This window comes from Paenibacillus sp. JL3B1040 (assembly GCF_057063165.1).
In genome coordinates this window covers 3,543,458-3,568,575 of record NZ_CM169317.1, presented here as the reverse complement: position 1 = coordinate 3,568,575, position 25,118 = coordinate 3,543,458, and the positions used below count along the sequence as shown (strand labels likewise).

The following is a 25,118-nucleotide window of genomic DNA, read 5'->3' as shown; positions in this document are numbered from 1 at the left end:
TACCTCAGGCCTTGTGGATCCCCACCAATCTCAATTTCTCAAACCTGATTGATTCAGGTTGGATGCATGGGAACGTTACTCTGATGTTTGTTCATCAGTATATCCACCGCTCATTGACCTGATCCTCAGTAAGAATTATAGTTAAATACTCCAGAAGGTATAGGAATTCGTAAAGACTTTTTGCTTCTGTACACCATAAATGCTTGTTTTACTTCGTGGTTATGCAAGATTGCCGGACATACCAGACATATAGCAGTGATAATCTCCGCACGCAATGAATTATGCTCGTAGTAAGAGGTGTTTCTTTTTGAGATATATAGAAATTGGAATAGGAAACAAGTGGCTCATTAGGACAGAAACAGAATTAAGTGACGGCACAGAATATGAAGAAAAAGGCATAGTCCGACCAATAAAGTTCCAATCAGCATACATACGTATTTGGATAAGAAAGACTGTCTTAATTATTGATTTGAAACAAGGCTTCAAAGTGACAAAAAAGAACCGAAACGATTTTAAAGTCATCTTTGGGATAGTGAGCCTTTGAGTTTACGTTGTGGGTCATAATTAAAATAGTAGAGCGTCATCATTCCTTCCAAGTTGAAGAGGCACGCATCTGTAAATCATCAGTCGCTTACACTACTGCGGATATAAGGAGTAAAAAAACTCAATCAAACTCTTAACATTTAACCGACTGCAATGAAGATCATAAAAAGAAAATCCGATGCGCCGGCACCGGATCGATTTATTTAATTCTCTTCAGTTCAGCTTCTTGCTGGATGGATCGCGTAGAGAGCAGTTCAATAATTCTATGTTGATTTTCCAAGATGGATTCAACATTTATAAGCCGATCATTTGTTTCCAGTACTGCACGCTTGATTAGTTCTTGGTCTTGTTTCATCAGTTGCTGTTCAGTTTCAAAACGTTCAAAACGTTCATCAAAGCGATCTAGGCGCTCATTAATCGGCTCCAACTCTTCTTTGATAACAGATCGTAAAATCTCTTTCAAACCATTGTCCATAAGTACCGCTCCTTAAGCCTTATGATGCTATTGTAGCAAATACATTCCATCATTTCCACAGAGAAATAGTCCACAGAGAAATAGTCCATGCAGGGAAAGATAGGAGGATCTTAGCATGACTGTAATCAAAGACAAGAACGTCAAAAAAACCCATGGTACTTCGTCATTGAAGTTGGCGATGGGAAGGACAGGAAGCGGATTAAGCGGCGTGGGTTTCGTATCAAGCAGGATGCAATAGACGCTGAACGTGAGCTTCAGAACCAGTTAAAGTTGACCGGCCAAAGGCTACTCCTAAAGGAAATGATGTACTGGACAGATGATGAAGCCCACATGTTTCTGGAAGCTGCCCAGGGTGACATTCTATACTGTGCCTTTCTGCTGGCCATTACGACCGGCATGCGACAGGGGGTTGCGAACCCAGGACGTTGATTTCAAGAATAGAACGATCTCCGTGCGTCAGATTCTGAACCATAACGGAAAGAGTATCGAGCCGGGGGCAAAGACGGCATCCGGGATCCGGGCTATTGGGATTGACAAGGTTACGGCCGTGGAATTGGAGAAATTAAGTCACCGGGTCAAGAAAGAGAAAATGAAGAACCGCGATATATACGAGGATAACGGTCTGCTGATCTGTACGTCTCTTGGAACGCCTCTTTTCCCGCGGAACTTAAATCGATCGTTCTACAGAATCATTGAGAAGGTGAATACAGATATTGAGCAGCTCCGGGCAAATGGAGAGCAGTTTGAGCCGCTGAAGATGCGGGAAAACAGCAAGCGGATCGCGGAGAGAATGGGATGGTCCAGTATCAAGATGCTCGACCGGTATTCACATATTACGCCGCACATGCAGCAGGAGACAGCAGATGTATTCGGAGAAATGTTTTTCGTGGAACCAGATGGCACCAGAATGAAGAAAAATACGCTTTAGTTGAATAAAGGGCACCAATTCGGCACCAGATGTATGTTTTGGAGGCTTATTTGAGTGCAAATAATCGTCCATAAAACGCCAAAAACCCTTGATATACAAGGGTTCTTTGCTATGATCTGCAGTGGGCTCGAACCACTGACCCCCACCCTGTCAAGATGGTGCTCTCCCAGCTGAGCTAGCAGATCGAAATTATAGGGAAGACAAAATTTATCTTAACAGGCGGCGGGGTTCTTGTCAACACATTCCTGAAGGCACATTCCTGAAGGCACCCATTCCTAAAGTCATTCCTGAAGTATAAGGTTCCGGGGCGCTGCCAACAATGGAGGAGGAGCGCGATCACGGACAGGAAAAGCACTGCGAAACGCATGCTTACATCAGTTAGAAAAACGCACCGCATAAGGAAAGGAAGAGGTATAGATGCATCGATCTCGAACTCTACATCCCCCCCGGAACCACCATCAGACCCTGTCGTCAAAGAACGGGACGAAGCGGCCCCGGCCCCTTTGGGCGGCTGTGGCGGGAGCCGTTCTCCTGCTGGCCTTAACCACCGCCTGCCGTCTGGCTCCGGACCAGGGGACAATGAACCGGCAGGCTCGCGCCTTGCCCTGGCCGTTTGGGCCATCCGTATCGGACGGCGTGTATTCGCCAACAATCGTGGAGGACGTCTATTCTACGGAATAATCGTTTTATTCTTCGTCCCATTTACGAGAGTAGCCTTTTTTCGTCACGTAAAACATGGAGAAGATCAGCAAAGCCGCGATCAGCACTGCAGCGGCAATCGTGATGCCCATAACCATCGCCCGTTGCCAGCTCCTTTCAACCAATATCATCAGAATAACTATACATGAAATTGATTTTTTTGTATAATGATGCAGTTTAAACAAACCAACAGACAAGCAATGCGGGGAGGGGAACGAAGTGTCGGCTGCAACAATCATTCATGTCGAGAATGAGGAACAATTGCAGAAATGCCTGGACATCCGGAAAGAGGTGTTCGTGGAGGAACAGAAGGTTCCCATCGATTTGGAGATTGACGAATACGATCAAATTGGGCCGGACGTCCATCATGTGCTGATTGAATTGGAGGGGGCCTATGCTGCTACGGGCAGGCTGATTTTCTATAAAGACAACGCGGCCAAAATGCAGCGGATCGCGGTGCGTCAAGAATTCCGCTCGAAAGGCATGGGCAAAATCCTGCTGCTCGCCCTGGAGGAGCTGGCGCGAGAGCTGGGGCTTGCCAAGTCGGTGCTGGATGCGCAGTGTCAGGCAGAAGGGTTCTACGCCAAACTCGGCTATGAGACGATTTCATCCGAACCGTTCGACGACGCCGGGATTCCGCACGTCCGGATGGTCAAGCCGTTGAAATCGTAAGAACATCGTTTTTGAGGTTTTGGGGCAAGCTAGATCTAACCTTATTGAAGAGGAGATGAACTAGCCGATGGCCTTGAATACCAGAGAAACGTTTATTGCCGTGCGAAAGAACGGCGACGGGGATTTGGAGGCGTTTAAAACGTCCAGCGGACGCGTGTTGGACTACCAGCAAGCCCTGCAGGAAGTCCAAGCCGGTGCGATCGCCGGCGTCAACGTGTTTAAGGGACGGGACGGAGAAATGTATATCCGTGGCGATGCCGACGGCGATCCGTCCAATAACCTCGACAACTTGCCCGGTTTCGAATAACGCCGATCCTATCCCATAAACGAGCGAAACCCTGCAGGCATACACGCCCGCAGGGTTATTTGATTACAGCGTATATACCTCGTGCTGACGCAGAAACTCCATTTCCCCGGTAGCACCTCGGAAGGACTCCATTTCATCTCCATAATGCATCAGTAGGATTTGGCTCTGAATCTCGGACGGCAGGGTTAGCAATTCCTGCAGCGTCGTGTGGACTTCGCCCGGCCCGGTCAACTGGACCTCGTGCAGGATGCGGCGGCAGCCCCGCTCGCGGACAAGCTTCTCCAGCAGCTCCGGTTGAAAGGTCTTATCCGCGCTGTAGAAAATCTCCTCATTCAAATAAAGCGAATAGCTTGGTTTTCCCGGGATATGCGGCGTCCGGATCAATTCCACCTTCAATTCGGGCGCTAGCTGCGCCAGCAGGCCTTCCGTTAAAAGACGCACGTCGAATACATCGCTCAGCGAGTGGATCACGCCGTCCTGGCTTAACCCGCCTTTCAGCGTGTTTTCCCACAGCGGCTCCACCAGATTTTCGGCGATGTACAGGATCGGCTTCCGGCCGGACCCGAACTTTCGGCGAAAGGCCAGCTCCTCCAGGCCCCCGACATGATCCCCATGAATGTGGGTGATCAGTACGGCATCGATGTCGTCCACCGGTTTGCCGATCGCGTGCAGCGCCATGGGGGCGGTGATCCCGCAGTCGATCAACAGGGTGAAGTCTCCGGCGTAAAGGAGCGCGTTGGTGTTGTAATATTTTTTGGCAAACGCCCCGCCCGTACCCAGCATTTGCAAGCGTAATGGCATCAGGAATCCCCCTTATGGAAGTATAGATCACCCCTCTACTGTACACAATTTCCAGCAGAAACAAAAGACTGGCAGGTCTCTCCAAAAAAAGTGCCGCCATTTCCCATAATCACCGCAACTTGACCGGAATCGGGGAGTATAACTTAACATCAACAGGAATCAAATGGAGGGTCAAATTCATGAGATGGAGAAGAGTTGCAGTACTGGTGGTCGCATTCTCTCTAATGGGAGGTTCCCTGCTGTTTGCCGACGCCGCGAGCCAAAAGGTAAAGCTGATGCTGAACGGCCGCGAACTGGAGGACGGCGGATATATCGTGGACGGGAAAACCTATGTGCCCGTACGTAATCTTGAAGGCCTAGTCGACTACAATGATAACACCAAAACAGTGAATTATTATAAACCGAACGTTCACATGTTTTTATTTACGGACGATGCGGTTTTCGGCGACGTGAAGAAGACGGGGAAGCTGAAGTTCAACGTATTCTCACAAATCGATAATTTGCGCACGGATATCGCCGCGGTGCGGGTTTCCATCACGGCCCCGGACGGGACGTCCAAAGAAATCCAAACCGATGAAATCAAGGAGCAGCGGGATAACTTCTGGTTCCGGACCAAGGATTTCACGTATGATTTCAAATCGTCGGGCCGCTATATCGTAGGATTTTACATGAAACCGTCGAACGGGGCGGACTTCGTGTTGGTCTCGGAAAAAGGCATCAACGTCTTGAAATAAACGAAAGATGGTCCCCCAACTCCGGCAGCGCTCGTGAAAATTGACCTGTCCCTACCAAAAATGTTACGATACGGGGGGATGAAGCGGGAATGACGGCTTCACTCCATTAAAACATACTTAAAGCGAGGTAATTTCATGAGCGACCACAATCACGAACACGGCGAAGCATGCGGCTGCGGCCACGATCATGACCATGAGCATGAAGAGTTTGTGTTGACGCTGACTGACGAAGAGGGGAACGATGTAGAAATGGTTCTTGTCGAAACCTTCGACGTTGGCGAGAAAGTGTACGCGCTGCTGCTCGAGCGCAACAATCTGGAAGCGGACGGCATCATTCTCCGCATGGAAGAAGAGAACGAAGAGATGGTGCTCTACAATATCGAAGACGAACAGGAATGGAAACAGGTGGAGGAAGCTTACAACGAGCTTGTCGCCCAAATGGATGAAGCCTGATTTACGGTTGATCTCCTGGTATATAAGATAAAAGCTCCCCGAATCGGGGAGCTTTTTGATTACCTTTGACTCAGAAAATCGGATCGGCTTCAACAATCACCTTGACCTTATCGATATACCGGTCCTCCGGCCCTTTCACCGGCAAGCCGACCTCGACATGGTCGACGATGTAGTCAATATTGTCCTGGGAAATCACCTCGCCCGGGAGCAGAATCGGAATGCCCGGCGGATAGACGTAGATAAACTCGGCGATAATCCGTCCGGCCGATTCCTTAAACGGAATGACTTCGGTATCCGCATAGAAAGCGTCCCGCGGAATCAGGGAAAGATGCGGGATTTCCGGGATTTTGACGATCAGCTCGTTGGCGTTGTTTTCTTTATAATAGGTCTTCGACAATTCGCGTAAGGCCGTCAGCAAAATATCGGCGGTTTCCTGCGTATCCCCCGGCGTAATCAAGCACAGGATGTTATACATGTCGCTAAGCTCCACTTCGATGTTGTAGTGCTCGCGCAGCCAGTTTTCCGTTTCATAACCGGTAATCCCCAAATGACGAACGTGGATCGTCAGCTTGGTCGGATCATGGTCATACGTCGCTTCCCCGCCCAGAATCTCCCGCCCGAAGCAGTACAAGCCTTCGATCCGGTTAATTTCCGAACGTGCATAATGCGCCAGCTCCATCGCCCGTTCGGCCAGTTCCCGCCCGTGCAGCGCGAGATTGCGGCGTGCCGTATCGAGGGAAGCCAGCAGCAGATAGGAAGTGGACGTGGTCGTCAGCATGCTGATGATCGTCTGCACGCGCTGCGGGTTGACGTAACCGTTCTTCGTATTCAGGTTAAGAATCGAGCTTTGCGTCATCGAGCCGCCGAGCTTGTGCACGCTGGTGGCGGCCATATCGGCGCCCGCCTGCATGGCCGACATCGGCAGCTTCTCATGAAAGTGAATATGCACCCCATGCGCTTCGTCGACCAATACCGGCACGTGAAAGCTGTGGGCCAGATCGACGATTTCTTTGAGATTGGCGCAAACGCCGAAATACGTCGGGTTGATCACCACGATCGCCTTGGCGTCGGGATGGCGCTGCAGCGCGCGGCGGACCGAGGAAGTCGTAATCCCGTGATCGATCCCCAAATTGGCATCTTGCGCCGGTGAGACGAAAACCGGCTTCGCCCCGGCGAAAATAATCGCCGACATCACGGATTTATGAATATTTCTCGGGACGATAATTTTATCACCCGGAGAACAAACGGATAGTATCATGGTCATGATGGCTCCGCTGGTTCCTTGCACCGAGAAGTAGGTATAGTCGGCGCCGAAAGCGTCGGCGGCCAGCTTCTGCGCCTCCTCGATGACGCCGGTAGGTTGGTGCAGGTCGTCCAGGGGAGCGATGTTGATCAAGTCGATGGACAAGGCGTTATCGCCGATGAACTCGCGGAATTCTTTATCGGTGCCGAGCCCTTTTTTGTGCCCGGGAATGTGAAACTGAACGGGATTGCCGGCCGCGTGCTTTTTGAGAGCGGTGAAGAGCGGCGTGCTTTGATGATCCATACGGGCCATCCCTGCCTTTCGTCTGCGTAATTTTCAAACAAGCTTGAGTATAGCAAAATGCGCTCGGAATGCAAGCGAATGACGACAGTTTTACGCAAAATTGACGTAGTTTGGGTTAATTTACCGACGAAATCGGACAGACTGAAAAGGGAAGCCGTGATCGGAAACCAGGAGAGGGGGGTTTTTCGTGGAACTGACAAGCGGAATCGCGCGAAAAAAATGGCTGAATCCCACGTTCGCCAGCCTATGGCTCATCATGTTTTTGGTGGAGTTCGTCAAGGGGGCGTTGATCGTATCCATCCTGCCGGTCTATATGGGGGATGTGCTAAAGCTTAGCGCGTTTGCGATCGGTTTGTCTTTTTCGATGCAGTATATCGGGGATAATTTATTTCGCAGCCCGGCGGGCTGGCTGATTGAACGGATCGGCTTCCGCTGGACGATGAGCCTGGGGCTGTGCATCACACTGGGCGCCGTGGCGATGATCGCTTTCCTGCCGGCCATGGGGTTTCTCGTGCTTGGCTGCGCGCTGCTGGGCATCGGTACCGCGCCGCTTTGGCCTTGCGTTTTGATGGGGATCACCGCGGTCACGGAGGAGAACAACAACTTTGCGACGGCGATGGGGGTCATTCAGATTTCCAGCCTTGGCGGAACCGGACTGGGGCCCGTCATCATCAACTTTTTCCTGCATGATTCGTACCGGCCGGTCTTCTGGTTCCTACTCGGCTGTATTGCGCTGGTCGTGCTGGTGTCGTTGGTATTGCCGGGAAAAGAAGGCGGTTCGACCGTCGCGGGCACGGTGAAACCCGCCGTCCCCGGGGATTCATCCTCCTCCGGCAAGAGCGGAGGGATGTGGAGCCAGCTGCGTGCCACAATCCGCCATATCCGCGCGCATTTGAACGTCAGCCCGTTATTATATCCGGCGCTGTTCCTTCAATCGTTCGCCGTCGGGCTGCTCACGCCGGTCCTCACGCTGTACGTCCGAACGGAGCTGGGGTTGTCTCCGGAGACGTTCAGCGCCATGCTCGTGGCCGGAGGCGGAATTACCGTGCTGGGGCTGATTCCGATCGGCAAGCTGGTCGACCGGCTGGGAACGCGTTGGTTTCTGCATATCGGTTTCGCCTTGGCGGCGGCCTCGATTGGCTTGTTTGCCCTGACGCGGGAGGTGTCGCTGGTCTGGCTGTTCGTCATCCTGATCGGTTGCAGCTATGCGTTCATTCTCCCGACATGGGACACGATGATCTCGCACATGCTTCCGAGCGGGGAAAAGGGCGCGATCTGGGGCTTCTTCCTGACGATCCAGGGCTCGGGCATGGTTGCGGGGCCGATCATCTCCGGCAAGATGTGGGATCTGATCGGTCCGACCGCGCCGTTTCTGGCCAGCTCGGTGACGATGGCGCTGCTTTTCTTCCTGCATATCGGCCTCGTCCGCACGCAGAAAGCCTCCCCGAGGCCGTAACGTAAGGCGAGGAGGCTTGAGGTGCGGCGGAGGCTAGCGATAGGCCAAGCTCAAAACGCGTTTTTATACAGCGGCAGCAGCGTTTGGAACGTCTCTTGGACCGTGTGGATCAACTTGCTCCCGTCGGATACGAGGGGGGCGTTCCGCTCCAGTCGCAGCCCGCACAACGCCTCGGACTTTTTCACCGTCTTCAGTTGCTCGACCCAGGCTTTCAGCTGTTTGGCGTCGGCCTCCCGATGCAGCGTGCCGCCCGGGCTCATATGATCCAGGGACCAGTAGAACCCGTCCGGAATCGTCTTCTTGATCTGTGCCGCGTGCTTGTCCAAATAGTTCGCAAACACCGATTTATTCGGGCTTTCGTAAATGACGGCGAAAATGATGAACAGGTGCGTGGAGAACATCCCCACTTGAAAATGCGGCAGCGCTTTATAGCCGCGTTTGTTGGCCGCCCAGGCAACCCAGGTGTCGTTCGGCGGGTTCACCGTCCGGCGGGCATGCTTGGCGACATGCGGGAACATTTCTTCCCCACATAAAGCGGACATGTAAGGAGCCAGCTCGGTGCCGAGCGTCTCCAACTTGGGTCTGATACGGCTTATGATCGCTTCCATCCGGGGCTCAAGGCCGGGGACGGTCAGGGCGTCGAAATCTTGTGTCGTAAATCCTTCAAAGGACATCGGTGATTCCCTCCAACTCTGGCATAGATCTGATGCCGATCGTTTGGCAACGGTACCAGTATATCATAATTTTGCGCGTCATCCCCGGCGCTACCGGGGTAAAAATAATCAATAAACCAAGTTCCATTACATAAGATGAAGTATAAGATAAGGTAAACCGTGAGGAGGGAGTGCCGTGAACAAAAGTTACGAAGTGGAATACTGCAACCTGGAACTCCGATTCGACCGCCGGCACATTCAACAATTGATCCGCGACTTGATCCAAGACGGGTATTCTTTATATTGGAGCGAAAACGAAACACTCTTTATCATCTCGGTCCGCACCGGACGAAAGCTGACCAAGCTGCGGTTTCAGCGTCTTCCCAAAGGATACAAGCTGGTTGGAGACTACGTGATACGGGATGTCAAGCTGGCCGAATGGCTGGAGAAGCTGATCGGGGATCTGCGCGGTCATGCGGTGGTTAAACGGTTCAAGGATCGTCAGATCCTGGTCGAAAACATTTTGTTTGGGGAAGTCATCCGTCTGGTCGAAATTTCGGGGGTGGAGCATCGCGTGATCTATCAAAAAGGGCCGGTCGTCGACACGGCGCAGATAGCCGAATTGTTCGCATCCGAATCCGCGGAGCAGCAGTTGGCGCAACTGCAGGAGGAACTCGACGCCGAATTGGAACGCTTGTTCGAAGCGATCCAACAAGAGGACGACGAAACCTCCGAGGCCTGCAAAGAGAGGTTGCGCAAGCTTCGGCTCGAACTGCTCCGGCTTGAATGGTAACCGTTGAAACGGCTCATCCTAGGGGAGTGGATACCCGCCTGATTGCCGGCCACGCACAAATCGAAAATCGAAAGGCAAGTCCTTGGCTCCCACGGCGTTGGGGGTTGTTTTTTGGGCGAATGGCGCAGGGTTCACTTCTGTACACAAAAGAGTTAAAATGATACTATTGAAAAAAATATAGTGTGCAAAGGATGGAGACCATGTCAAAACAACAAATCGGCGTTATCGGCTTGGCCGTTATGGGCAAGAATTTGGCCCTTAATATTGAAAGCCGGGGCTTTACCGTGTCGGTATTCAACCGCTCCCCGGAAAAAACGCATGACCTGCTCGAAAACGAAGGGAAGGGCAAAAAACTGGTCGGCACGTTTTCTGTGGAAGAGTTCGTGAACTCGCTGGAAACGCCGCGCAAAATTTTAATCATGGTACAAGCCGGTCCGGCGACGGACAGCACGATCGAACAACTGCTGCCTTATCTGGATCAAGGCGATATCATCATCGACGGGGGCAACGCGCACTTCCCGGATACGCAGCGCCGCAGTAAAGAGCTGGAAGCCAAAGGGTTCCGCTTTATCGGCACCGGGGTGTCCGGCGGCGAAGAAGGCGCCTTGAAAGGGCCTGCCATCATGCCGGGCGGCCAGGAATCCGCTTATAAGCTGGTCGAACCGATTTTGACGGCGATTTCCGCGAAAGTGAACGGCGATCCTTGTTGTACATATATTGGTCCGGACGGAGCCGGGCATTACGTCAAAATGGTGCATAATGGCATCGAATACGGCGACATGCAACTGATCGGCGAAGCTTACCATCTGCTGAAAGATGTGCTGGGCGTCGATGCGAAGGAGCTGCACGAGATTTTCAGCGAATGGAACAAAGGCGAGCTTGACAGCTACCTGATCGAAATTACCGCCGATATCTTCTCGCAGTATGATGAAGAAACCGGCAAACCGATGGTTGACGTTATCTTGGACGCGGCCGGCCAAAAGGGTACCGGAAAATGGACAAGCCAAAGCGCCCTCGATCTGGGCGTGCCGCTGTCCATGATCACCGAATCGGTCTTCTCCCGGTTCCTCTCGGCGATGAAGGAAGAGCGTGTAGCCGCCAGCAAAATCCTGAACGGACCGGCGAAGCAAGCGTTCAGCGGCGACAAGAAAGAATTTATCGAGAACGTGCGCAAGGCGTTGTTTGCCTCGAAGATCGTCTCGTACGCCCAAGGATTTGCGCAAATGCGCGCCGCTTCAGACGAATACGGCTGGGATTTGAAATACGGCAACATCGCGATGATTTTCCGCGGCGGCTGCATCATTCGTTCCCAGTTCCTGCACAACATCAAGGAAGCTTACGATCGCGATCCGGCGCTGAAGAACCTGCTGCTTGACCCTTACTTTAAAAATGTCGTGGAAAGCTACCAAGACGCATGGCGCAACGTTGTATCCGCCGCCGTGGCGAACGGGATTCCGGTGCCGGGCTTTGCCAGCGCCCTGTCCTACTATGACAGCTACCGCACGGAACGCTTGCCGGCCAACCTGCTGCAAGCGCAGCGCGATTATTTCGGGGCCCACACGTTCAAACGCGTTGACAAGGAAGGCGTCTTCCACCATCAATGGTTCTAAGCCGAAGCACGGATCATCTGGAAGCCGGAGGGACGAAAACGTCTCTGCCGGCTTCTTTTTCGTGTTGAAAATTGATCGGCCTGTGTTATGATATGAAAAAGTTTACTCTGAGCGAGTGCCTCAATGAGCTGAACAGACCAAGTAGGTGAACAAACACATGAATCAACCGCCATACAATATCGTGCTGATCGGCATGATGGGTACGGGGAAGTCGACCGTCGGCTCGCTGCTGGCGGCGGAAACCGGCCTCACGCTTGTCGATCTCGACCAGCGGATTGCTGCGGAAGCCGGACGGACGATTCCGGACCTGTTCGCGGCCGAAGGGGAAGCTTACTTCCGCGATCTTGAATCCGCTGCGCTGCGGAGAACGCTGCAGGAGCGCGGGATCGTGCTGGCGACCGGCGGCGGCGCCGTGCTGCGTGAGGAGAATCGCCGGGCCATGCGGGACGGCGGCCTGGTTGTCGCGCTCCAAGCGACTGCGGAGGAAATCCTCGCACGCGTCGGGGACGATCCGGGACGGCCGCTGCTGGCAGGAGGCGCGAAGGAGCGGGTGACGGCGCTGCTGGAGGAACGGAAGGATGCTTATGCTTTTGCCCATCTGACCGTGGATACCTCGGGGAAAAGCGCGGAACAGGTGGCAACCGAGATTTTAACGCATTACCGCGGTTCTTGATCAATAACATTAAAGGGGAATGTGAACAATATGGACGTTATCGTAAGGCCTACGCCGGAGCTCAAGGGCGAAATCGGAGCATTATCCTCCAAGAACTATACGACCCGGTATTTGCTGGTTGCCGCTCTCGCGGAAGGGACAAGCACCGTGTATTACCCGGCTCGCAGCGAGGACAGCGACGCCATGCGCCGCTGCATCGCCGATTTGGGCGCGGTGCTGGAAGAGGATGAGGAGAAGATCGTCATCACCGGCTTTGGAAGCCGGCCGAAGGACGTCAAGGAGCTGAACGTCGGCAACGCCGGTGCGGTCCTGCGCTTCCTGATGGCAATCGCGGCGTTGTGCCCGGAAGTGACGTTCGTGAATACGTACCCGGATTCGCTGGGGAAACGTCCGCATGACGATCTCATCGATGCGCTGGGGCAACTGGGCGTGGAGGTCAGCCATAACGAAGGCAGACTGCCGATCACGATTCGCGGCGGGGCGCCGAAGGGCGGGAAGATCCGCGTGTCCGGTGCGGTCAGCTCGCAGTATTTGAGCGCCTTGCTGTTTCTGACGCCGCTGCTGGCCGAGGACAGCGAAATCGAAGTTTTGAACGACCTGAAATCGAAGGTGGTCGTCGGGCAAACGCTGGAGGTGCTGGAGCAGGCGGGAATTGTAATTCATGCCAGCGACGATTATATGCATTTCCGCGTGCCCGGAGGGCAAAGCTACCAAGCGAAAACGTACACTGTGCAGGGCGACTACCCCGGCTCGGCGGCGATTTTGGCCGCAGCGGCGGTGACGAAGTCGGACGTGAAGGTTCACCGGCTGGCGGAGCGCAGCAAGCAAGGCGAACGCGCCGTCGTGGACGTTCTGCAAATGATGGACGTGCCGCTGACCCATCGGGACGGGACGGTACACGTGCAAGGGAACGGCCGCCTACGGCCGGTGGAATTCGACGGCGATGCGGCAACCGACGCCGTGCTGGCGATGGTGGCGGCCGCGGTGTTCGCGGACGGAACGTCCCGCTTCTATAACGTGGAAAATTTGCGTTATAAGGAATGCGACCGGATCACCGACTTTTTGACCGAGCTTCGAAAAGCCGGAGCCAATGTGGAGGAACGCCAAGCGGAAATTATCGTGCACGGACGTCCGTCCGGCTTGGAAGGCGGCGTGACGATCAACGCGCATTACGACCATCGCGTCATTATGGCGCTGACCGTCGTCGGCCTGCGCTGCCGGCAGCCGCTGGCCATTAAGGATGCGCATCATGTGGCGAAGTCGTATCCGCAATTTTTTGACCATATCCTCTCGCTTGGCGCATCCGTGGAACGGGTAGAATAAACTTGAACTAAGACGCAAGGCGCTGGCTGCGACCGGCGCCGGCAAAGGAGGCATTTCAAATGGCATTCGAAAATCCAAGCCGCGAGGAAATCAAGGAGATCCTGCTGAACGCCGGCAACATTGCGGTCGTCGGGTTGTCGGACAAAACCGACCGGACTTCGTACATGGTAGCCCAAGCGCTGCAACAGAACGGCTACCGCATCATCCCGGTCAATCCGACCGTCAGCGGCGAAATCCTGGGCGAAAAGGTGTACCCGAGCTTGTCGGACATCCCGGAGCCGGTGGATATCGTCAACGTGTTCCGCCGCAGCGAGCAGACGCCGCCGGTGGCGGAGGAAGCCGTAAAAGTCGGCGCCCGCGTGCTCTGGCTGCAACTGGGCATTGTAAGCGAAGAAGCGTACGAAATCGCCTCGAAAGGCGGGCTGACCGTCATTATGGACCGCTGCATCAAGGTGGAAGATAGCATTCTGATCGGAAAACGCAGTTAAACGTTGCGTGGCCAATAGGACCCGTCCGCTTTTGGAGGGCCCTTTTTTGGCTTCTCGTTTTTCCTTTGACAAATTTGAAGGGCTAGGATTACCATAATGAAGTAGATAGAGGGCATCCTATAGAGGTGCTGAAAAGCTGATTTTTGAACTCTTATTTAGAATGCAACTTACAAGCAGGACTAGGGGGTCACTACATGATACAGGGGATCGGAGCAGCAGCGGGCGTCGCCATCGGCAAAGCTTTTGTGCTGCCCGCCTGGGAATGGGACGTACCGGATCGCCGGATGGAGAAGGTGGATCTCGCCAAGGAATTCGAACGGTTGTACGAAGGTATTCGCACGTCCAAAACCGAAATCGAAGTGATGAAGAACGAGATTAAGGAGACGGTGGGTGCGGAGGAATCCGGCATTTTTGACGCCCATCTGGCGATCCTGGAAGATCCCGTCTTTATGAGCGAGATCCGGGGAATTATCGAACGCCAATACAAGGCGGCGGAAGTGGCCGTTAAGGAAGCGATCGACCATTTTGTAACGATGTTTGACCTGCTGGACGATGAATATATGAAAGAACGGGCGCTCGACATCAAGGATGTCGGCAATCGTCTGCTTAAGCACTTGCTTGGGACGCCGGACATCACCTTGCCCGCGGATACGCAGCCGTATATTTTGGTGGCCAAGGAGCTTTCACCCTCCCAACTGGTCCATTTGAATCCGGACAATGTGCTGGGCATGGTCACGATGGCCGGCGGCAAAACGTCGCACTCGGCGATCATGGCGAGGGCGCTGGGCATTCCGCTCGTTTCGGGGCTCGAGAACAAGCTGGCCGAGCCGCTGCAAACCGGCGATCTGCTGGTGATCGACGGCGACGAGGGATTGGTGTATCTGAATCCCGAACCGTCAATCGTTACGCGGTATACGGAGCTGGCGGAGAATCAACGTCGCCGGAAGGAGCAGTTGCAACTGCTGGCGGCTGTGGAGGCGGTGACCAAAGACGGCGTGCGTATGCGGCTCGCCGGGAATATCAGCTCCGTTAAGGATTTGGAGCTGGCCTTGAAGCATGGCGCGGAAGGTGTCGGCTTGTTCCGCACGGAATTTTTGTACATGGACCGAGCTTCGTTTCCGGGCGAAGACGAGCAATTCGAGGTATATCGGCAGGTTGCGGAGAAGGCTGGGCCGCACTCGGTCGTCATCCGGACGCTGGACATCGGCGGCGACAAGCAGCTGGAGTATTTCGAGCTGCAGGAAGAGGAGAACCCGGTTCTGGGCTATCGCGGAATCCGCATCAGCTTGGACAGCCGCGAGATGTTCCGGACACAGCTTGCCGCGATTTTGCGCGCCAGCGCTTACGGCAAAATGAAGATCCTGTATCCGATGATCTCTTCGCTGGAGGAAATCCGCGGGGCGAACGCGATTTTGCAGGAAGCCAAGCGGGACTTGACCCGGCGCGGACTCGCCTACGACCCCGATATTCAGGTCGGGATCATGATCGAGATCCCGGCAGCGGCGGCGATCGCCGATCTGTTGGCGCAGGAAGTGGACTTCTTCAGCATCGGCACCAACGACCTGGTCCAGTACGTACTGGCCGTCGACCGAATGAACGAGAAGATTGCCCATATGTACCATCCGTTTCATCCGGCGGTGCTGCGGCTGCTCCGTCAAACGGTGCAATCGGCCAAGGCGGCGGGTATCGCCGTCAGCGTCTGCGGCGAGATGGCCGGGGACGAGAAGGCGGTGCCGCTCTGGCTGCATCTCGGCGTCACCGATTTGAGTATGTCGCCGCAGGCACTGCTGCGGGTGAAGCATCGCGTCCTAAACTCCGATTCGCGGGAGAGCAAGGAAGTCGGCGCAGCCTGCTACCATCTGTCCACCAGCGATCAGATTGAATCCGAGCTGATCCGCTATGCGTACGAGCTGGAGCAAGAACGGTTGGGCAAATAAGCGAAATAGGCCGTTCCCGGGGGCAGGCAGGACTCCGGGAACGGCCTATTTCGGTTTGCGTTGCAGCTTTGGTGTGTGGCTGTAATATACTAGCTCTGCACTAGCTGAGTGCTAGCTGCACTAGCTGAGCGCTGGCTGAGTGCTAGCTCTGCATAGTTCGCCGCTTCGCGCGCTCAGATGTAAAAGTGCAGGCGGTTTTTGTCGAAACGACCCCGCGAGAAGCATTGAAATGCAAAAGCGCAGTTGATTTTGGGAGGATCGGACCGGAGTAGGCCTTTTCAACCGAACTGAACTGCACTTTTGCATTTGAATCCCAAATTCTGGAGAATTAGGGGATATTGTACTGTACTTTTACACTTGGCGGAAGCAAGTGGAGCTTTGATGCAGAGGTAGACGTTGGCCCATGCGTTGATGTTGGCGAAGTTAGTCGATGGCGTAGATGCATACAGGGACACCGGGAGCAGACGTTAGCGTTGGGGCAGACGTAGGTGCTAGTGAAGGCGGGCGCTTGTGCAGATGGAGACACTATTGCACACGTTGGTGTTGACACAGACGCAGAGGTAAATGCTGGAACTCACGTTGGTGCTTGCGCAGACGTTGATGCTGGAGCAGGCACAGGTATAGGTATAGGTATAGGTATAGGTATAGGTATAGCACAGGGACAGGATCTGGCTCAGGCTCTATTTATAGTTGTATTTTGCCTAGGCCCGGCGCGTGACCCTTGCCCAGCGCGGCCTGGCGCATGTCGATCGGCGGCGCTGGGCGCAGGGACTGCCCGTTCACAATAGTCTGATATTAACTGCTAGCCACCTCATCATAACCTACCCGCCACCCGTACCGGGCTACATTATAGATCTCCGCCACAAGCCGCCGCTCCCGTCAACAGCCGCCGCATTCGCATTCCGCTGCCACTTACCGCCACCGTACCCCGCAGTCGCCCCCTGTTACCGCACCCCGCCAACGAACCAAACCAACACTGTGCCGCTAAGTACCGCACCTTGCAATTGCACCCCGTTATCGCTTGCTGGCCACCGCGTCCACGAAAGCTTTGCCGTAAGCTGGCAGGTCTGGCGGCCGGCGGGCCGAGATGATGTGCCCGTCCACGACGACGGGCTCGTCGAGCCAGATTGCGCCGGCGTTTTGCATATCGTCGCGGATACCCGGCGTGGAAGTGACGGTTACGCCTTTCAAGATGCCGGCGGAGATGAGCACCCAGCCGGCGTGGCAGATTTGCCCGATCGGCTTCTTCGCTTGGTGCAGCTCGCGAACGAGCTGCAGCACCTTTTCGTAACGCCGCAACTTATCGGGTGCCCAGCCGCCTGGGACAAGTATCCCGTCATACTCGCTGGCGTCGATTTCCTCGAAGGCCAATTCCGCCTCGGCGGGCACGCCGTATTTGCCGATGTATTTTTTGCCTTTCACCGGGCCAACCAAATGGACCGCGGCCCCCTCTTCGCGAACGCGGTAGATCGGGTACCATAGCTCCAAATCCTCGAATTCCTCATCCACCAGGGCTACTATTTTTTTGCCAGTTAATCTCAAATCCAACTCCTCCTGTCTTTTATGGGGCTTGACGAAAGTTCGTTTCAATATTTTAATTGTATCAAAAATGATGACTATTTCTATGCCTAGCGTTTTCTGAAACCTTTCCAAAAATGGCAATTTAAAGTATCATCGGCCAACAGAAGGAGATTCTCGCAGGCGAGTCGAATAGGAACTATATCCATAAGAATAACATCTATCGATGCACTTTCTAAGCACGAATGCTTTCTTAATATCTTAAAAATTCATCGAAATAAAAATGCAGAGGACTAAGATGAGGTGGTACTGTGCGTAAGCACTGTCATTGCGGGCAAATGATGAACCTAGGCTTCAGGCTGGTCATTTTTGAAGGAATCTATGAAATCGACCGCGTTCCCATTTACGAATGCGAGGATTGCAGCTATTACGAGGTGCTTCCCGAGGTGAAGTCGGATCTGACGGACATGCTGGCCGAACTCAAGAAAGAGCAGCCTAACGGCCGGGTATACTTTACCGAGCTGAACGAGCTGGCCGATCTGATTTTCGGCATCTACCGCCAGTGGAACCGGACGGAGAACGCTTCCTTCGAGAGCTTGCTGGAGCAGCAATGCGAGGAACGAATCAACCTGCTGCTGGACTTGTATGGCGGAGCCAAGAACATCGGCGATTTGAAATGGATGGACGAGATCTCCAAACGCCTCTCCCAACTGTCTAAATACGTAAAGAATCGACAATTTTCCAGGGCCAATTAACGTGTTTGCTCGATTTTTGCAAATCATATTGTAAATGATGTTGTATTTTCATTTCTTTTTTTGTTAAGATATCAACATAACATCTGGAGATTCTTATTCGCACTAAAGGGGATGAAATGTCATGTCCAAATGGATGAGAATACAATCGATCCAGGAGCTGAATAATGCTTTGGAACGCTCCTCAAGCCAGCCGCTATTGCTGTTCAAGCACAGTACCCGCTGCCCGATCAGTGCCGGGGCGCATAAGGAGGCGGAGACTTATTTGGACGGGACTCCGCGCGAAGACGTTACATACGGGCTGATTTACGTCATCGAGAACCGGGACGTATCCAACGAGGCGGCCGAACGGCTTGGCGTTCAGCATGAATCCCCTCAAGCCATTCTGGTCAAGGAGGGACAAGCCGTCTGGCACACGTCCCATTCGAAGATCACGAAGGCGGCGCTGCAGGAGATTTTACGCTGAGTGAAGCGTTATCATTGCATAAAGTAGTATTTTGTCGTATCATAAATTTAATTGAAGCTCTGGAACTTTACCGGATGAACGAGTGAAAATCTATTGGCAATGGAGAGAAGAATGTGACGGTTACCATTTACGATGTGGCACGTGAAGCAGGCGTCTCGATGGCCACGGTTTCCCGGGTTGTCAACAACAATCCGAATGTGAAGCCGCAGACCCGGAAAAAGGTTTATGAAGCGATTGAACGGTTAGGCTATCGGCCCAATGCCGTAGCCAGGGGACTTGCCAGCAAGAAGACCACTACGGTGGGCGTGGTCATCCCCGATATCTCGAATTCGATTTTTGCGGAAATTGCCCGGGGCATCGAAGATATTGCAAACATGTATCACTATAACATTATTTTGTGTAACGCCGACAAACGCAAAGAGAAGGAGATTCGCGTCATCAACACTTTGCTCGAGAAGCAAGTGGACGGGCTCCTGTTCATGGGCGGAACCGTAACGGAGGAGCATATTCAAGCGTTCCAGACGTCCGCGGTGCCAATTGTACTCTGCGCAACGAGCGACGAGAACGGACAGTATCCTTCCGTGGATATCGATCATGAAGCGGCGGCGTATGACGCGGTCAGCACGCTGATTCGTCATGGGCATCGCGAAATTGCGATGATCAGCGGAACGCTGCAGGATCCGGCGAACGGCTATGCGAGATTCCAAGGATACAAGCGCGCGCTGGAGACCGCGGGCATTCAGTATCAGGAGGATCTGGTGCGGATCGGGAACTACCGCTATGAATCCGGCGTGGAAGCGATGAAGTATTTCCTGGGGCTGAAGAAGCGTCCGACGGCGATCTTTGCGGCGACGGACGAAATGGCGATCGGCGCGATCCATAGCATTCAGGACGAAGGCTTGAAGGTGCCGGACGATTTCTCGATCATCAGCGTGGATAATATCCGCATGGCTTCGATGGTTCGTCCTCAATTGACGACCGTCGCCCAGCCGATGTACGACCTTGGCGCGGTAGCGATGCGACTGCTCACGAAGCTGATGAAGAAGGAAGCGGTCGAGAATCCGCGGGTGATCTTGCCGCACGAAACGATTTTGCGTTTGTCCGTCAGCCACGTTTAAAGGGTCGGAAGCCTGCGGCGTTTCGTTTAAAGAGATAAGCTACACATAGAAAATATATATGAAAAAGGTTAACAACGGAAAAAGCTCCTTGAATTAAGGAGCTTTTTTGAGTATTCGGATACCATAATCCTGTTCGCGCGAGTGAACGGGGAACAGAAGGGAGAAACTGACATGCCCCTGATAAACACAATTGGTCTGATGGGAGCCATGGATGAAGAAATTGCGCTGCTTGTGGAGAAGGTGGAACGTCAGGAGCGGGTTGTGGCGGCCGGGACCACTTTCATCAAAGGCTGGCTGCACGGCCGGAACGTTGTTGTCTGCAAGTCCGGCGTCGGCAAAGTGAATGCCGCGGCCACGACGCAAATCCTGATCGATCGTTTTGGTGCGGACACGATCTGGTTTACCGGGGTGGCCGGAGCGGTACACCCCGATTTGAATGTCGGCGATATCGTTATTTCGTCCACTTGCCTGCAGCACGATATGGACGCCCGGCCGCTTGGCTACGCGCGGGGCATCACGCCGTACCAGGACATCTCCGACTTTCCGGCCGACCCTGCGCTGATCTCCTTGGCGAAAAGTGCTTGCGCTCGCCAGTGCACGGACCATCAGTACCGGGTGGGACGGGTGTTGTCCGGAGATCAGTTCATCGCCGACCCGGAATTCGTTGGCTCCGTTCTGTACAGGGAGCTGGACGGCGCTTGCGTCGAAATGGAAGGGGCGGCGCTCGCCCAGGTATGCCACAGGAACGGCGTTCCTTTTATCGTGCTGCGTTCCATCTCGGACAAGGCCGATGGCTCCGCCGACGTGAACTATTCCGAGTTTACGGCGCTTGCCGCCCGGCGTTCGTTTGTCATTTTGAACGACATGGTGGAGCATGCCGGCGAGGTACTAGGCTAAGAAGACTTAAGAGGGGTTAAGGGGAGGCTCCCAACCGCCTGAGTCTTAGGGATAATCCTGCAAAGCAACCGCGAGACTTTCGCGGTTTTTTGCCGTGATTTCCGCGCGGCGGGGAATGCCCTCCCAATGGGACAAGTCGTCAAGCCAAACGGCCGGGAGCGAGAACGAGGTTTGCGGCTGCCAGCGGTTAACCCAGGTCTGGGGCAACGGAAGCAGCGGCTCGCGGCGCAGGGCGGCGGATAGCGGATGATCGCTCATCTCCAGCCACAGCAAGCTCCAGGCGCGGGGAACAACCCGCCAGAAATCGTAACCGCCGCCGCCCATGGCGACCCAACGCCCTTCGCAATACGTATGGGCCAGCTCGTGCAGGATGGCCGGCATATCCCGGTAGATCGACATGCTGCAGTGCATGTGCGATAGCGGGTCCAGTGCATGGGCGTCGCAGCCGTGCAGACTGATGATCAAATCCGGCCGGAAATAGGCGGTTAGCCGCCGAATCGACGCTTCAAAGCATTCCATCCAGGAGGCATCTTCCGTGTAAGGCTGAAGCGGCAGGTTCATGCAAGCGCCGTAGCCATGATGTTCGCCGCGCTCCGGCAGGAAGCCGGTGCCCGGGAACAGGTATTTGCCCGTCTCATGGATGGAATACGTGCACACATCGGGGTCCGAATAGAAGCTCCACTGCACCCCGTCTCCGTGGTGAACATCCGTGTCGACGTATAAGACGCGCGCACCGTAATGGCGGCGGGCATAGTCGATGGCCACCGCAGCATCGTTGTAAACGCAGAAGCCGGCCGCTTTGGCCGACAGGGCGTGATGCAAGCCGCCGCCGAGGTGCAGGGCATGCGTGCTGGATCCGGAGAGCACGGCCTCCACGGCCGAAATCGTCCCTCCGGCGACCCAGGCCGCCGCTTCGTGCATGCCGTGAAAATAAGGCGTATCCTCGTCCAATAGCCCAAACTGCTCGCCTCGCGCAATCCACTCCGCCTCGGGGCTCGGGCGGCTCAGCTGCTTGACGGCTTCGACGTAGGCCGGCTGATGGATCCATAGCAGCTCTTCGTCGGTCGCCGGCCGCGACGGGTGCATCTGCTGCGGCGTCAGCGCGCCGAGCTCCTGCAGCAGATCCATCGTCAATTCCAGCCGGATCGGATGAAACGGATGGCCGTCGTGAAACCGGTAGTTCATCGCCTGTTCATGGTGAACAAATAAAGCGCTTCCAGGCATGGATTCATCACGCCTTCCTTTTTACTGTCAGTACATAAAACGCTGCTGAAAACGAATCCGGTCAAACTGCTCCTCGGAGGACAAGGGAACCTCCTTGCCGATTCGCACCATCAGGCAGTTGGCCGGATGGGAGCAAATCTCCGGGTCGTCGGTGGCATACCAGACCATGTCGACCGTCTTCATCAGCCGTTCCATCATGCTGCGGTAATCCCACACGGAGAGGCCGCTGTTTTTCAAATCCCAATGCCAATAATATTCGGTCGTAAAGACGATGTATTTCTCCATCTGGTCATCTTCGAACGCCGTCCGGATCATCTTCGAACCGAGTCCGAGCGACCGGTAGTCGTCGGCGACTTCGATGGCTCCGAGCTCGATCAGGTCGGGCATGCGTCCCTGCGACCACCGTTCCATTTCGTCAGGGTAGTGAAAGGTCACATACCCAACGATGGTCGACTCCTCCCGAGCCAGGATGATACGCCCTTCCGGAAGGCCGGCGATTTCCACCAATGCGGCGTGCTGGTCCGCCGGCTTGCGAAACGCGTCCAGATCGGGATGCATCCGTAAGGTTTGGAGATGCGAGGGGGACGCGGGACCCTCTACAACAATTTCACGATTCTGATGGGGCAGGGTGTGGCGGATATACGTTTTTCGGTGTTCCATGGAACCGCCTCCTTTGCTCGTTCCCCTCACTTATAACAGAAAAATGAAAAATTGAAAAGTGTAGCCTGTGCGCGAAAACGTGTGCTATAATGTTCACCGACATAAAATATTCATAATTTCGGGTCGTTTATGTGATCGTTGTACTCGAAAAACGCCTCAACCATTTGATATTTACCGTGCTTTTTTCGATCAAAACGGATGCCCTCATTCATGACACGCTGAATCAAGCTTTCAACTTACGCTGCTATGTATCCGTTTTCATAAACTTTGATCTACTGCTTGGAAATTTCCAAAGATTAAGGGAGGATGAAACGATGAGTCAACTGCAAGGGGAAGTCATTTCACCGGGCGTTCCGTCGTCCAACATGGGCAGCTACGAAGAGGCGTATAAGAATTTTCAATGGGAGGATGTCGAGAAGCAGTTCTCCTGGTATGTCACGGGCAAAGTCAACATGGCCTATGAGGCGATCGATCGCCACGTCGATGCGGGCAAGGGCGGGCGCGTGGCGCTCCGCTTCAGCGATCCTGCGCGGGAGGAGTCGTATACGTACGAGGACATGCAGGAGCTGACGAACCGGTTCGCCAATGTGCTGCGCAAATACGGCATCACGAAGGGAGATCGGGTCTTCGTCTTTATGCCGCGGACGCCGGAGCTCTATGTGAGCGTATTGGGGACGCTCAAGGTCGGTGCGGTCGTCGGGCCGTTGTTCGAGGCGTTTATGGAAACGGCGGTCAAGGACCGCCTGGAGGATAGCGGAGCGGTTGTGCTGGTCACGACGCCGGCGCTGCTGCCGCGGGTGAAGCGCGAGGAACTGCCGACGCTGCGGACGATTTTCGTCGTAGGCGACGAGGTGACTGCCGGGGGCGGAATCGTCGATTATAAGGCGGAAATGGAAGCCGCATCCCCTGAAGCCGAGATCGAGTGGGTGAACCGCGAGGACGGCCTGATTTTGCATTATACATCGGGTTCAACCGGCAAGCCGAAAGGCGTTTACCACGTGCATAACGCCATGATTCAGCACTATCATACCGGCAACGTTGTGCTGGACCTTAAGGAAGGGGATGTCTATTGGTGTACGGCGGACCCGGGATGGGTCACCGGAACGTCCTACGGTATCTTTGCCCCGTGGCTGCACGGCGTGACCAACGTCGTCCGCGGCGGTCGCTTCAGCCCGGCGGACTGGTACGAGACGATCCAAAAGAACCAGGTGACCGTCTGGTACAGTGCGCCAACGGCGTTTCGCATGCTGATGGGAGCGGGGCAGGACATCATCCGGCAGTATGATCTGTCATCCTTGCGCCATGTCCTGTCGGTCGGCGAACCGCTGAACCCCGAGGTTGTTCGCTGGGGGATGAAGGTATACAACCGCCGCATCCACGATACCTGGTGGATGACGGAAACGGGCGGCCAGCTGATCTGCAACTATCCGTCGATGCCGATCAAACCCGGCTCGATGGGCAAGCCGGTACCCGGCATCCAGGCAGCGATCATCGACGACAACGGCAAGGAGTTGCCGCCGTACCGGATGGGCAATCTGGCGATCCGCACGCCGTGGCCGTCGGTTATGCGGCTGATCTGGAACAACGCGCCGAAATACGAGGAGTATTTCCGCATCCCCGGTTGGTACATTTCCGGCGATACGGCCTACATGGACGAGGACGGCTATTTCTGGTTCCAAGGCCGGATCGACGATGTGATCAATTCCTCCGGCGAGCGAATCGGCCCGTTCGAGGTCGAGAGCAAGCTTGTCGAGCATCCGGCCGTGGCGGAAGCCGGGGTCATCGGCAAGCCCGATCCGGTACGCGGGGAGATCATCAAGGCGTTCATTTCGCTGCGCGAAGGCTTTGCGGCGTCCGAGGAGCTGAAGGCGGAGATCGCCAAATTCGTCAAGGAAGGGTTGTCCGCCCACGCCGCCCCGCGCGAAATCGAGTTCAAAGACAAACTGCCCAAGACCCGCTCCGGCAAAATCATGCGCCGGGTGCTCAAGGCCTGGGAGCTCAACCTCCCGGCCGGCGATTTGTCGACGATCGAGGATTGAGGTCGTTAGATCTATAATAGGGAGTCCCCTTAAGCGAAGGCTTGAGGGGACTCTTTTTTTGCGGAGAGGGAATTCGGTTCCGGTTCTGGGCCGTCACTTTCGCTGCTGGAGCGGGATTATATTCGAAAAATCATATATAATAACTGTTGCAGGGGGTTATGTTCTCTATAGAGTCATAAGATTTGCCCCATCCCTTTGCCCCCCTTATGGCCTACAATTCCGGCCAATTTAGTTGCTCCATAGGTGAGGGAAGGAGACTAACAATGAAGTATTTTACCAATGAGCTATGGAATTTGATAAACAGTGAAAACTTGAACGAAAGAACCATGGCTAAGGCTGAGTGGAAAGCAAAT

General features: G+C 54.4%; 30 protein-coding genes and 1 tRNA gene. 22 read left to right on the top strand and 9 right to left on the bottom strand.

What is annotated here, in order from left to right; translation table 11 throughout:
* Positions 1–307 precede the first annotated feature (307 nt).
* Entirely contained in the window at positions 308–544 is a 237-nt protein-coding gene (locus tag ACZF99_RS16190) for a DUF3977 family protein (protein WP_483606111.1), read from the top strand.
* A 198-nt stretch (positions 545–742) separates the two neighbouring features.
* On the opposite strand, the gene ACZF99_RS16185 is transcribed toward ACZF99_RS16190, so the two are convergent.
* Positions 743–1,018, bottom strand: coding sequence for a hypothetical protein (locus tag ACZF99_RS16185; protein ID WP_483606110.1), 276 nt, complete (start codon positions 1,016–1,018; stop codon positions 743–745).
* Between the two features lie 115 nt (positions 1,019–1,133).
* Between ACZF99_RS16185 and ACZF99_RS16180 the strand changes: the two genes are divergently transcribed.
* From ACZF99_RS16180 to ACZF99_RS16170, 3 genes are read left to right on the top strand one after another with little or no spacing between them, the layout of a single operon-like run.
* A complete protein-coding gene (locus ACZF99_RS16180; protein ID WP_483606109.1) occupies positions 1,134–1,256 on the top strand; it encodes a hypothetical protein in 123 nt (40 codons plus the stop codon).
* Positions 1,217–1,447, top strand: coding sequence for a hypothetical protein (locus ACZF99_RS16175; RefSeq protein WP_483612781.1), 231 nt, complete (start codon positions 1,217–1,219; stop codon positions 1,445–1,447). Before ACZF99_RS16180 ends, ACZF99_RS16175 begins: the two co-directional genes overlap by 40 nt.
* Positions 1,335–1,946 carry a hypothetical protein gene (locus ACZF99_RS16170; protein WP_483606108.1) on the top strand — a complete coding sequence of 204 codons (612 nt, stop codon included), beginning with the start codon at positions 1,335–1,337 and terminating at the stop codon, positions 1,944–1,946. Before ACZF99_RS16175 ends, ACZF99_RS16170 begins: the two co-directional genes overlap by 113 nt.
* A gap of 112 nt (positions 1,947–2,058) precedes the next feature.
* Here ACZF99_RS16170 and ACZF99_RS16165 read toward each other — a convergent pair.
* A tRNA-Val gene (locus tag ACZF99_RS16165) sits at positions 2,059–2,131 on the bottom strand.
* Between the two features lie 328 nt (positions 2,132–2,459).
* Here ACZF99_RS16165 and ACZF99_RS16160 point away from each other — a divergent pair.
* Positions 2,460–2,627, top strand: a complete 168-nt coding sequence (locus tag ACZF99_RS16160; RefSeq protein WP_483606107.1) for a hypothetical protein — start codon at positions 2,460–2,462, stop codon at positions 2,625–2,627.
* A gap of 5 nt (positions 2,628–2,632) precedes the next feature.
* Here the strand turns inward: ACZF99_RS16160 and ACZF99_RS16155 are convergent, their stop codons facing one another.
* Positions 2,633–2,776, bottom strand: a complete 144-nt coding sequence (locus ACZF99_RS16155) for a hypothetical protein (protein WP_483606106.1) — start codon at positions 2,774–2,776, stop codon at positions 2,633–2,635.
* 88 nt (positions 2,777–2,864) lie between these two features.
* On the opposite strand from ACZF99_RS16155, the gene ACZF99_RS16150 reads away from it, so the two are divergent.
* Together ACZF99_RS16150 and ACZF99_RS16145 are read left to right on the top strand one after the other, a co-directional pair.
* Entirely contained in the window at positions 2,865–3,317 is a 453-nt protein-coding gene (locus tag ACZF99_RS16150) for a GNAT family N-acetyltransferase (protein ID WP_483606105.1), read from the top strand.
* A gap of 67 nt (positions 3,318–3,384) precedes the next feature.
* A complete protein-coding gene (locus tag ACZF99_RS16145) occupies positions 3,385–3,624 on the top strand; it encodes a DUF3892 domain-containing protein (RefSeq protein ID WP_483606104.1) in 240 nt (79 codons plus the stop codon).
* A gap of 63 nt (positions 3,625–3,687) precedes the next feature.
* Here the strand turns inward: ACZF99_RS16145 and ACZF99_RS16140 are convergent, their stop codons facing one another.
* Positions 3,688–4,425, bottom strand: coding sequence for an MBL fold metallo-hydrolase (locus ACZF99_RS16140; RefSeq protein ID WP_483606103.1), 738 nt, complete (start codon positions 4,423–4,425; stop codon positions 3,688–3,690).
* A gap of 179 nt (positions 4,426–4,604) precedes the next feature.
* On the opposite strand from ACZF99_RS16140, the gene ACZF99_RS16135 reads away from it, so the two are divergent.
* The gene (locus ACZF99_RS16135) at positions 4,605–5,159 is read left to right on the top strand and encodes a copper amine oxidase (RefSeq protein WP_483606102.1); all 555 of its coding nucleotides are present in this window, start codon (positions 4,605–4,607) and stop codon (positions 5,157–5,159) included.
* A gap of 135 nt (positions 5,160–5,294) precedes the next feature.
* Positions 5,295–5,612: a DUF1292 domain-containing protein gene (locus tag ACZF99_RS16130; protein ID WP_483606101.1), complete on the top strand. Its 318-nt coding sequence runs from the start codon at positions 5,295–5,297 to the stop codon at positions 5,610–5,612.
* Between the two features lie 70 nt (positions 5,613–5,682).
* Here the strand turns inward: ACZF99_RS16130 and ACZF99_RS16125 are convergent, their stop codons facing one another.
* On the bottom strand, positions 5,683–7,158 hold the full coding sequence (locus ACZF99_RS16125) for an aminotransferase class I/II-fold pyridoxal phosphate-dependent enzyme (protein ID WP_483606100.1): 1,476 nt from the start codon (positions 7,156–7,158) through the stop codon (positions 5,683–5,685).
* Between the two features lie 187 nt (positions 7,159–7,345).
* Here ACZF99_RS16125 and ACZF99_RS16120 point away from each other — a divergent pair, with 187 nt between their 5' ends.
* Entirely contained in the window at positions 7,346–8,614 is a 1,269-nt protein-coding gene (locus ACZF99_RS16120) for an MFS transporter (RefSeq protein WP_483606099.1), read from the top strand.
* A gap of 50 nt (positions 8,615–8,664) precedes the next feature.
* Here ACZF99_RS16120 and ACZF99_RS16115 read toward each other — a convergent pair whose 3' ends face one another.
* Positions 8,665–9,288: a YktB family protein gene (locus tag ACZF99_RS16115; protein ID WP_483606098.1), complete on the bottom strand. Its 624-nt coding sequence runs from the start codon at positions 9,286–9,288 to the stop codon at positions 8,665–8,667.
* Between the two features lie 175 nt (positions 9,289–9,463).
* Between ACZF99_RS16115 and ACZF99_RS16110 the strand changes: the two genes are divergently transcribed.
* The 6 genes from ACZF99_RS16110 (at position 9,464) to ptsP (ending at position 16,091) form a co-directional block, all read left to right on the top strand.
* Positions 9,464–10,060 (top strand): hypothetical protein, encoded by a 597-nt coding sequence (locus ACZF99_RS16110; protein WP_483606097.1) that lies wholly within the window; start codon positions 9,464–9,466, stop codon positions 10,058–10,060.
* A 200-nt stretch (positions 10,061–10,260) separates the two neighbouring features.
* Entirely contained in the window at positions 10,261–11,670 is a 1,410-nt protein-coding gene (gndA, locus tag ACZF99_RS16105; RefSeq protein ID WP_483606096.1) for an NADP-dependent phosphogluconate dehydrogenase, read from the top strand.
* Between the two features lie 157 nt (positions 11,671–11,827).
* Positions 11,828–12,343: a shikimate kinase gene (locus ACZF99_RS16100; protein ID WP_483606095.1), complete on the top strand. Its 516-nt coding sequence runs from the start codon at positions 11,828–11,830 to the stop codon at positions 12,341–12,343.
* A 30-nt stretch (positions 12,344–12,373) separates the two neighbouring features.
* Positions 12,374–13,666: a 3-phosphoshikimate 1-carboxyvinyltransferase gene (aroA, locus tag ACZF99_RS16095; RefSeq protein ID WP_483606094.1), complete on the top strand. Its 1,293-nt coding sequence runs from the start codon at positions 12,374–12,376 to the stop codon at positions 13,664–13,666.
* Positions 13,667–13,725: 59 nt separating this feature from the next.
* Positions 13,726–14,154: a CoA-binding protein gene (locus ACZF99_RS16090; protein WP_483606093.1), complete on the top strand. Its 429-nt coding sequence runs from the start codon at positions 13,726–13,728 to the stop codon at positions 14,152–14,154.
* A gap of 194 nt (positions 14,155–14,348) precedes the next feature.
* Positions 14,349–16,091 carry a phosphoenolpyruvate--protein phosphotransferase gene (ptsP, locus tag ACZF99_RS16085; RefSeq protein WP_483606092.1) on the top strand — a complete coding sequence of 581 codons (1,743 nt, stop codon included), beginning with the start codon at positions 14,349–14,351 and terminating at the stop codon, positions 16,089–16,091.
* Between the two features lie 1,014 nt (positions 16,092–17,105).
* Here the strand turns inward: ptsP and ACZF99_RS16080 are convergent.
* Positions 17,106–17,633, bottom strand: coding sequence for a type 1 glutamine amidotransferase domain-containing protein (locus ACZF99_RS16080; protein ID WP_483606091.1), 528 nt, complete (start codon positions 17,631–17,633; stop codon positions 17,106–17,108).
* A 314-nt stretch (positions 17,634–17,947) separates the two neighbouring features.
* On the opposite strand from ACZF99_RS16080, the gene ACZF99_RS16075 reads away from it, so the two are divergent.
* The 4 genes from ACZF99_RS16075 to ACZF99_RS16060 all read left to right on the top strand — a co-directional run bounded on the left by ACZF99_RS16075 (position 17,948) and on the right by ACZF99_RS16060 (position 20,842).
* Positions 17,948–18,364, top strand: coding sequence for a hypothetical protein (locus ACZF99_RS16075; protein WP_483606090.1), 417 nt, complete (start codon positions 17,948–17,950; stop codon positions 18,362–18,364).
* Between the two features lie 121 nt (positions 18,365–18,485).
* Positions 18,486–18,827: a bacillithiol system redox-active protein YtxJ gene (ytxJ, locus tag ACZF99_RS16070; protein WP_483606089.1), complete on the top strand. Its 342-nt coding sequence runs from the start codon at positions 18,486–18,488 to the stop codon at positions 18,825–18,827.
* 113 nt (positions 18,828–18,940) lie between these two features.
* Positions 18,941–19,945 (top strand): catabolite control protein A, encoded by a 1,005-nt coding sequence (ccpA, locus tag ACZF99_RS16065; RefSeq protein ID WP_483606088.1) that lies wholly within the window; start codon positions 18,941–18,943, stop codon positions 19,943–19,945.
* 177 nt (positions 19,946–20,122) lie between these two features.
* Complete coding sequence (locus ACZF99_RS16060) at positions 20,123–20,842, top strand: 5'-methylthioadenosine/adenosylhomocysteine nucleosidase (protein WP_483612779.1); 720 nt, start codon at positions 20,123–20,125, stop codon at positions 20,840–20,842.
* Positions 20,843–20,887: 45 nt separating this feature from the next.
* On the opposite strand, the gene ACZF99_RS16055 is transcribed toward ACZF99_RS16060, so the two are convergent.
* Together ACZF99_RS16055 and ACZF99_RS16050 are read right to left on the bottom strand one after the other, a co-directional pair.
* Positions 20,888–22,066, bottom strand: a complete 1,179-nt coding sequence (locus ACZF99_RS16055) for an acetoin utilization protein AcuC (protein WP_483606087.1) — start codon at positions 22,064–22,066, stop codon at positions 20,888–20,890.
* A gap of 27 nt (positions 22,067–22,093) precedes the next feature.
* Entirely contained in the window at positions 22,094–22,726 is a 633-nt protein-coding gene (locus tag ACZF99_RS16050; protein ID WP_483606086.1) for a GNAT family N-acetyltransferase, read from the bottom strand.
* Between the two features lie 314 nt (positions 22,727–23,040).
* On the opposite strand from ACZF99_RS16050, the gene acsA reads away from it, so the two are divergent.
* Positions 23,041–24,765 carry an acetate--CoA ligase gene (gene acsA / locus ACZF99_RS16045; RefSeq protein ID WP_483606085.1) on the top strand — a complete coding sequence of 575 codons (1,725 nt, stop codon included), beginning with the start codon at positions 23,041–23,043 and terminating at the stop codon, positions 24,763–24,765.
* Between the two features lie 195 nt (positions 24,766–24,960).
* Positions 24,961–25,008, top strand: coding sequence for a hypothetical protein (locus tag ACZF99_RS16040; RefSeq protein ID WP_483612777.1), 48 nt, complete (start codon positions 24,961–24,963; stop codon positions 25,006–25,008).
* Positions 25,009–25,118 lie beyond the last annotated feature (110 nt).

Excerpts from the sequence above, each read along its gene's own strand:
- ACZF99_RS16100 (WP_483606095.1), top strand. The coding sequence starts at position 11,828 with ATGAATCAACCGCCATACAATATCGTGCTGATCGGCATGATGGGTACG.
- ACZF99_RS16145 (WP_483606104.1), top strand. The coding sequence starts at position 3,385 with ATGGCCTTGAATACCAGAGAAACGTTTATTGCCGTGCGAAAGAACGGC.
- ACZF99_RS16115 (WP_483606098.1), bottom strand. The coding sequence starts at position 9,288 with ATGTCCTTTGAAGGATTTACGACACAAGATTTCGACGCCCTGACCGTC.
- ACZF99_RS16170 (WP_483606108.1), top strand. The coding sequence starts at position 1,335 with ATGATGAAGCCCACATGTTTCTGGAAGCTGCCCAGGGTGACATTCTAT.
- aroA (WP_483606094.1), top strand. The coding sequence starts at position 12,374 with ATGGACGTTATCGTAAGGCCTACGCCGGAGCTCAAGGGCGAAATCGGA.
- ACZF99_RS16050 (WP_483606086.1), bottom strand. The coding sequence starts at position 22,726 with ATGGAACACCGAAAAACGTATATCCGCCACACCCTGCCCCATCAGAAT.
- ACZF99_RS16075 (WP_483606090.1), top strand. The coding sequence starts at position 17,948 with ATGATGAACCTAGGCTTCAGGCTGGTCATTTTTGAAGGAATCTATGAA.
- ACZF99_RS16090 (WP_483606093.1), top strand. The coding sequence starts at position 13,726 with ATGGCATTCGAAAATCCAAGCCGCGAGGAAATCAAGGAGATCCTGCTG.
- ACZF99_RS16130 (WP_483606101.1), top strand. The coding sequence starts at position 5,295 with ATGAGCGACCACAATCACGAACACGGCGAAGCATGCGGCTGCGGCCAC.
- ptsP (WP_483606092.1), top strand. The coding sequence starts at position 14,349 with ATGATACAGGGGATCGGAGCAGCAGCGGGCGTCGCCATCGGCAAAGCT.
- ACZF99_RS16180 (WP_483606109.1), top strand. The coding sequence starts at position 1,134 with ATGACTGTAATCAAAGACAAGAACGTCAAAAAAACCCATGGTACTTCG.
- ACZF99_RS16140 (WP_483606103.1), bottom strand. The coding sequence starts at position 4,425 with ATGCCATTACGCTTGCAAATGCTGGGTACGGGCGGGGCGTTTGCCAAA.
- ytxJ (WP_483606089.1), top strand. The coding sequence starts at position 18,486 with ATGTCCAAATGGATGAGAATACAATCGATCCAGGAGCTGAATAATGCT.
- ACZF99_RS16135 (WP_483606102.1), top strand. The coding sequence starts at position 4,605 with ATGAGATGGAGAAGAGTTGCAGTACTGGTGGTCGCATTCTCTCTAATG.
- acsA (WP_483606085.1), top strand. The coding sequence starts at position 23,041 with ATGAGTCAACTGCAAGGGGAAGTCATTTCACCGGGCGTTCCGTCGTCC.
- ACZF99_RS16055 (WP_483606087.1), bottom strand. The coding sequence starts at position 22,066 with ATGCCTGGAAGCGCTTTATTTGTTCACCATGAACAGGCGATGAACTAC.
- ACZF99_RS16125 (WP_483606100.1), bottom strand. The coding sequence starts at position 7,158 with ATGGATCATCAAAGCACGCCGCTCTTCACCGCTCTCAAAAAGCACGCG.
- gndA (WP_483606096.1), top strand. The coding sequence starts at position 10,261 with ATGTCAAAACAACAAATCGGCGTTATCGGCTTGGCCGTTATGGGCAAG.
- ACZF99_RS16185 (WP_483606110.1), bottom strand. The coding sequence starts at position 1,018 with ATGGACAATGGTTTGAAAGAGATTTTACGATCTGTTATCAAAGAAGAG.
- ACZF99_RS16155 (WP_483606106.1), bottom strand. The coding sequence starts at position 2,776 with ATGATATTGGTTGAAAGGAGCTGGCAACGGGCGATGGTTATGGGCATC.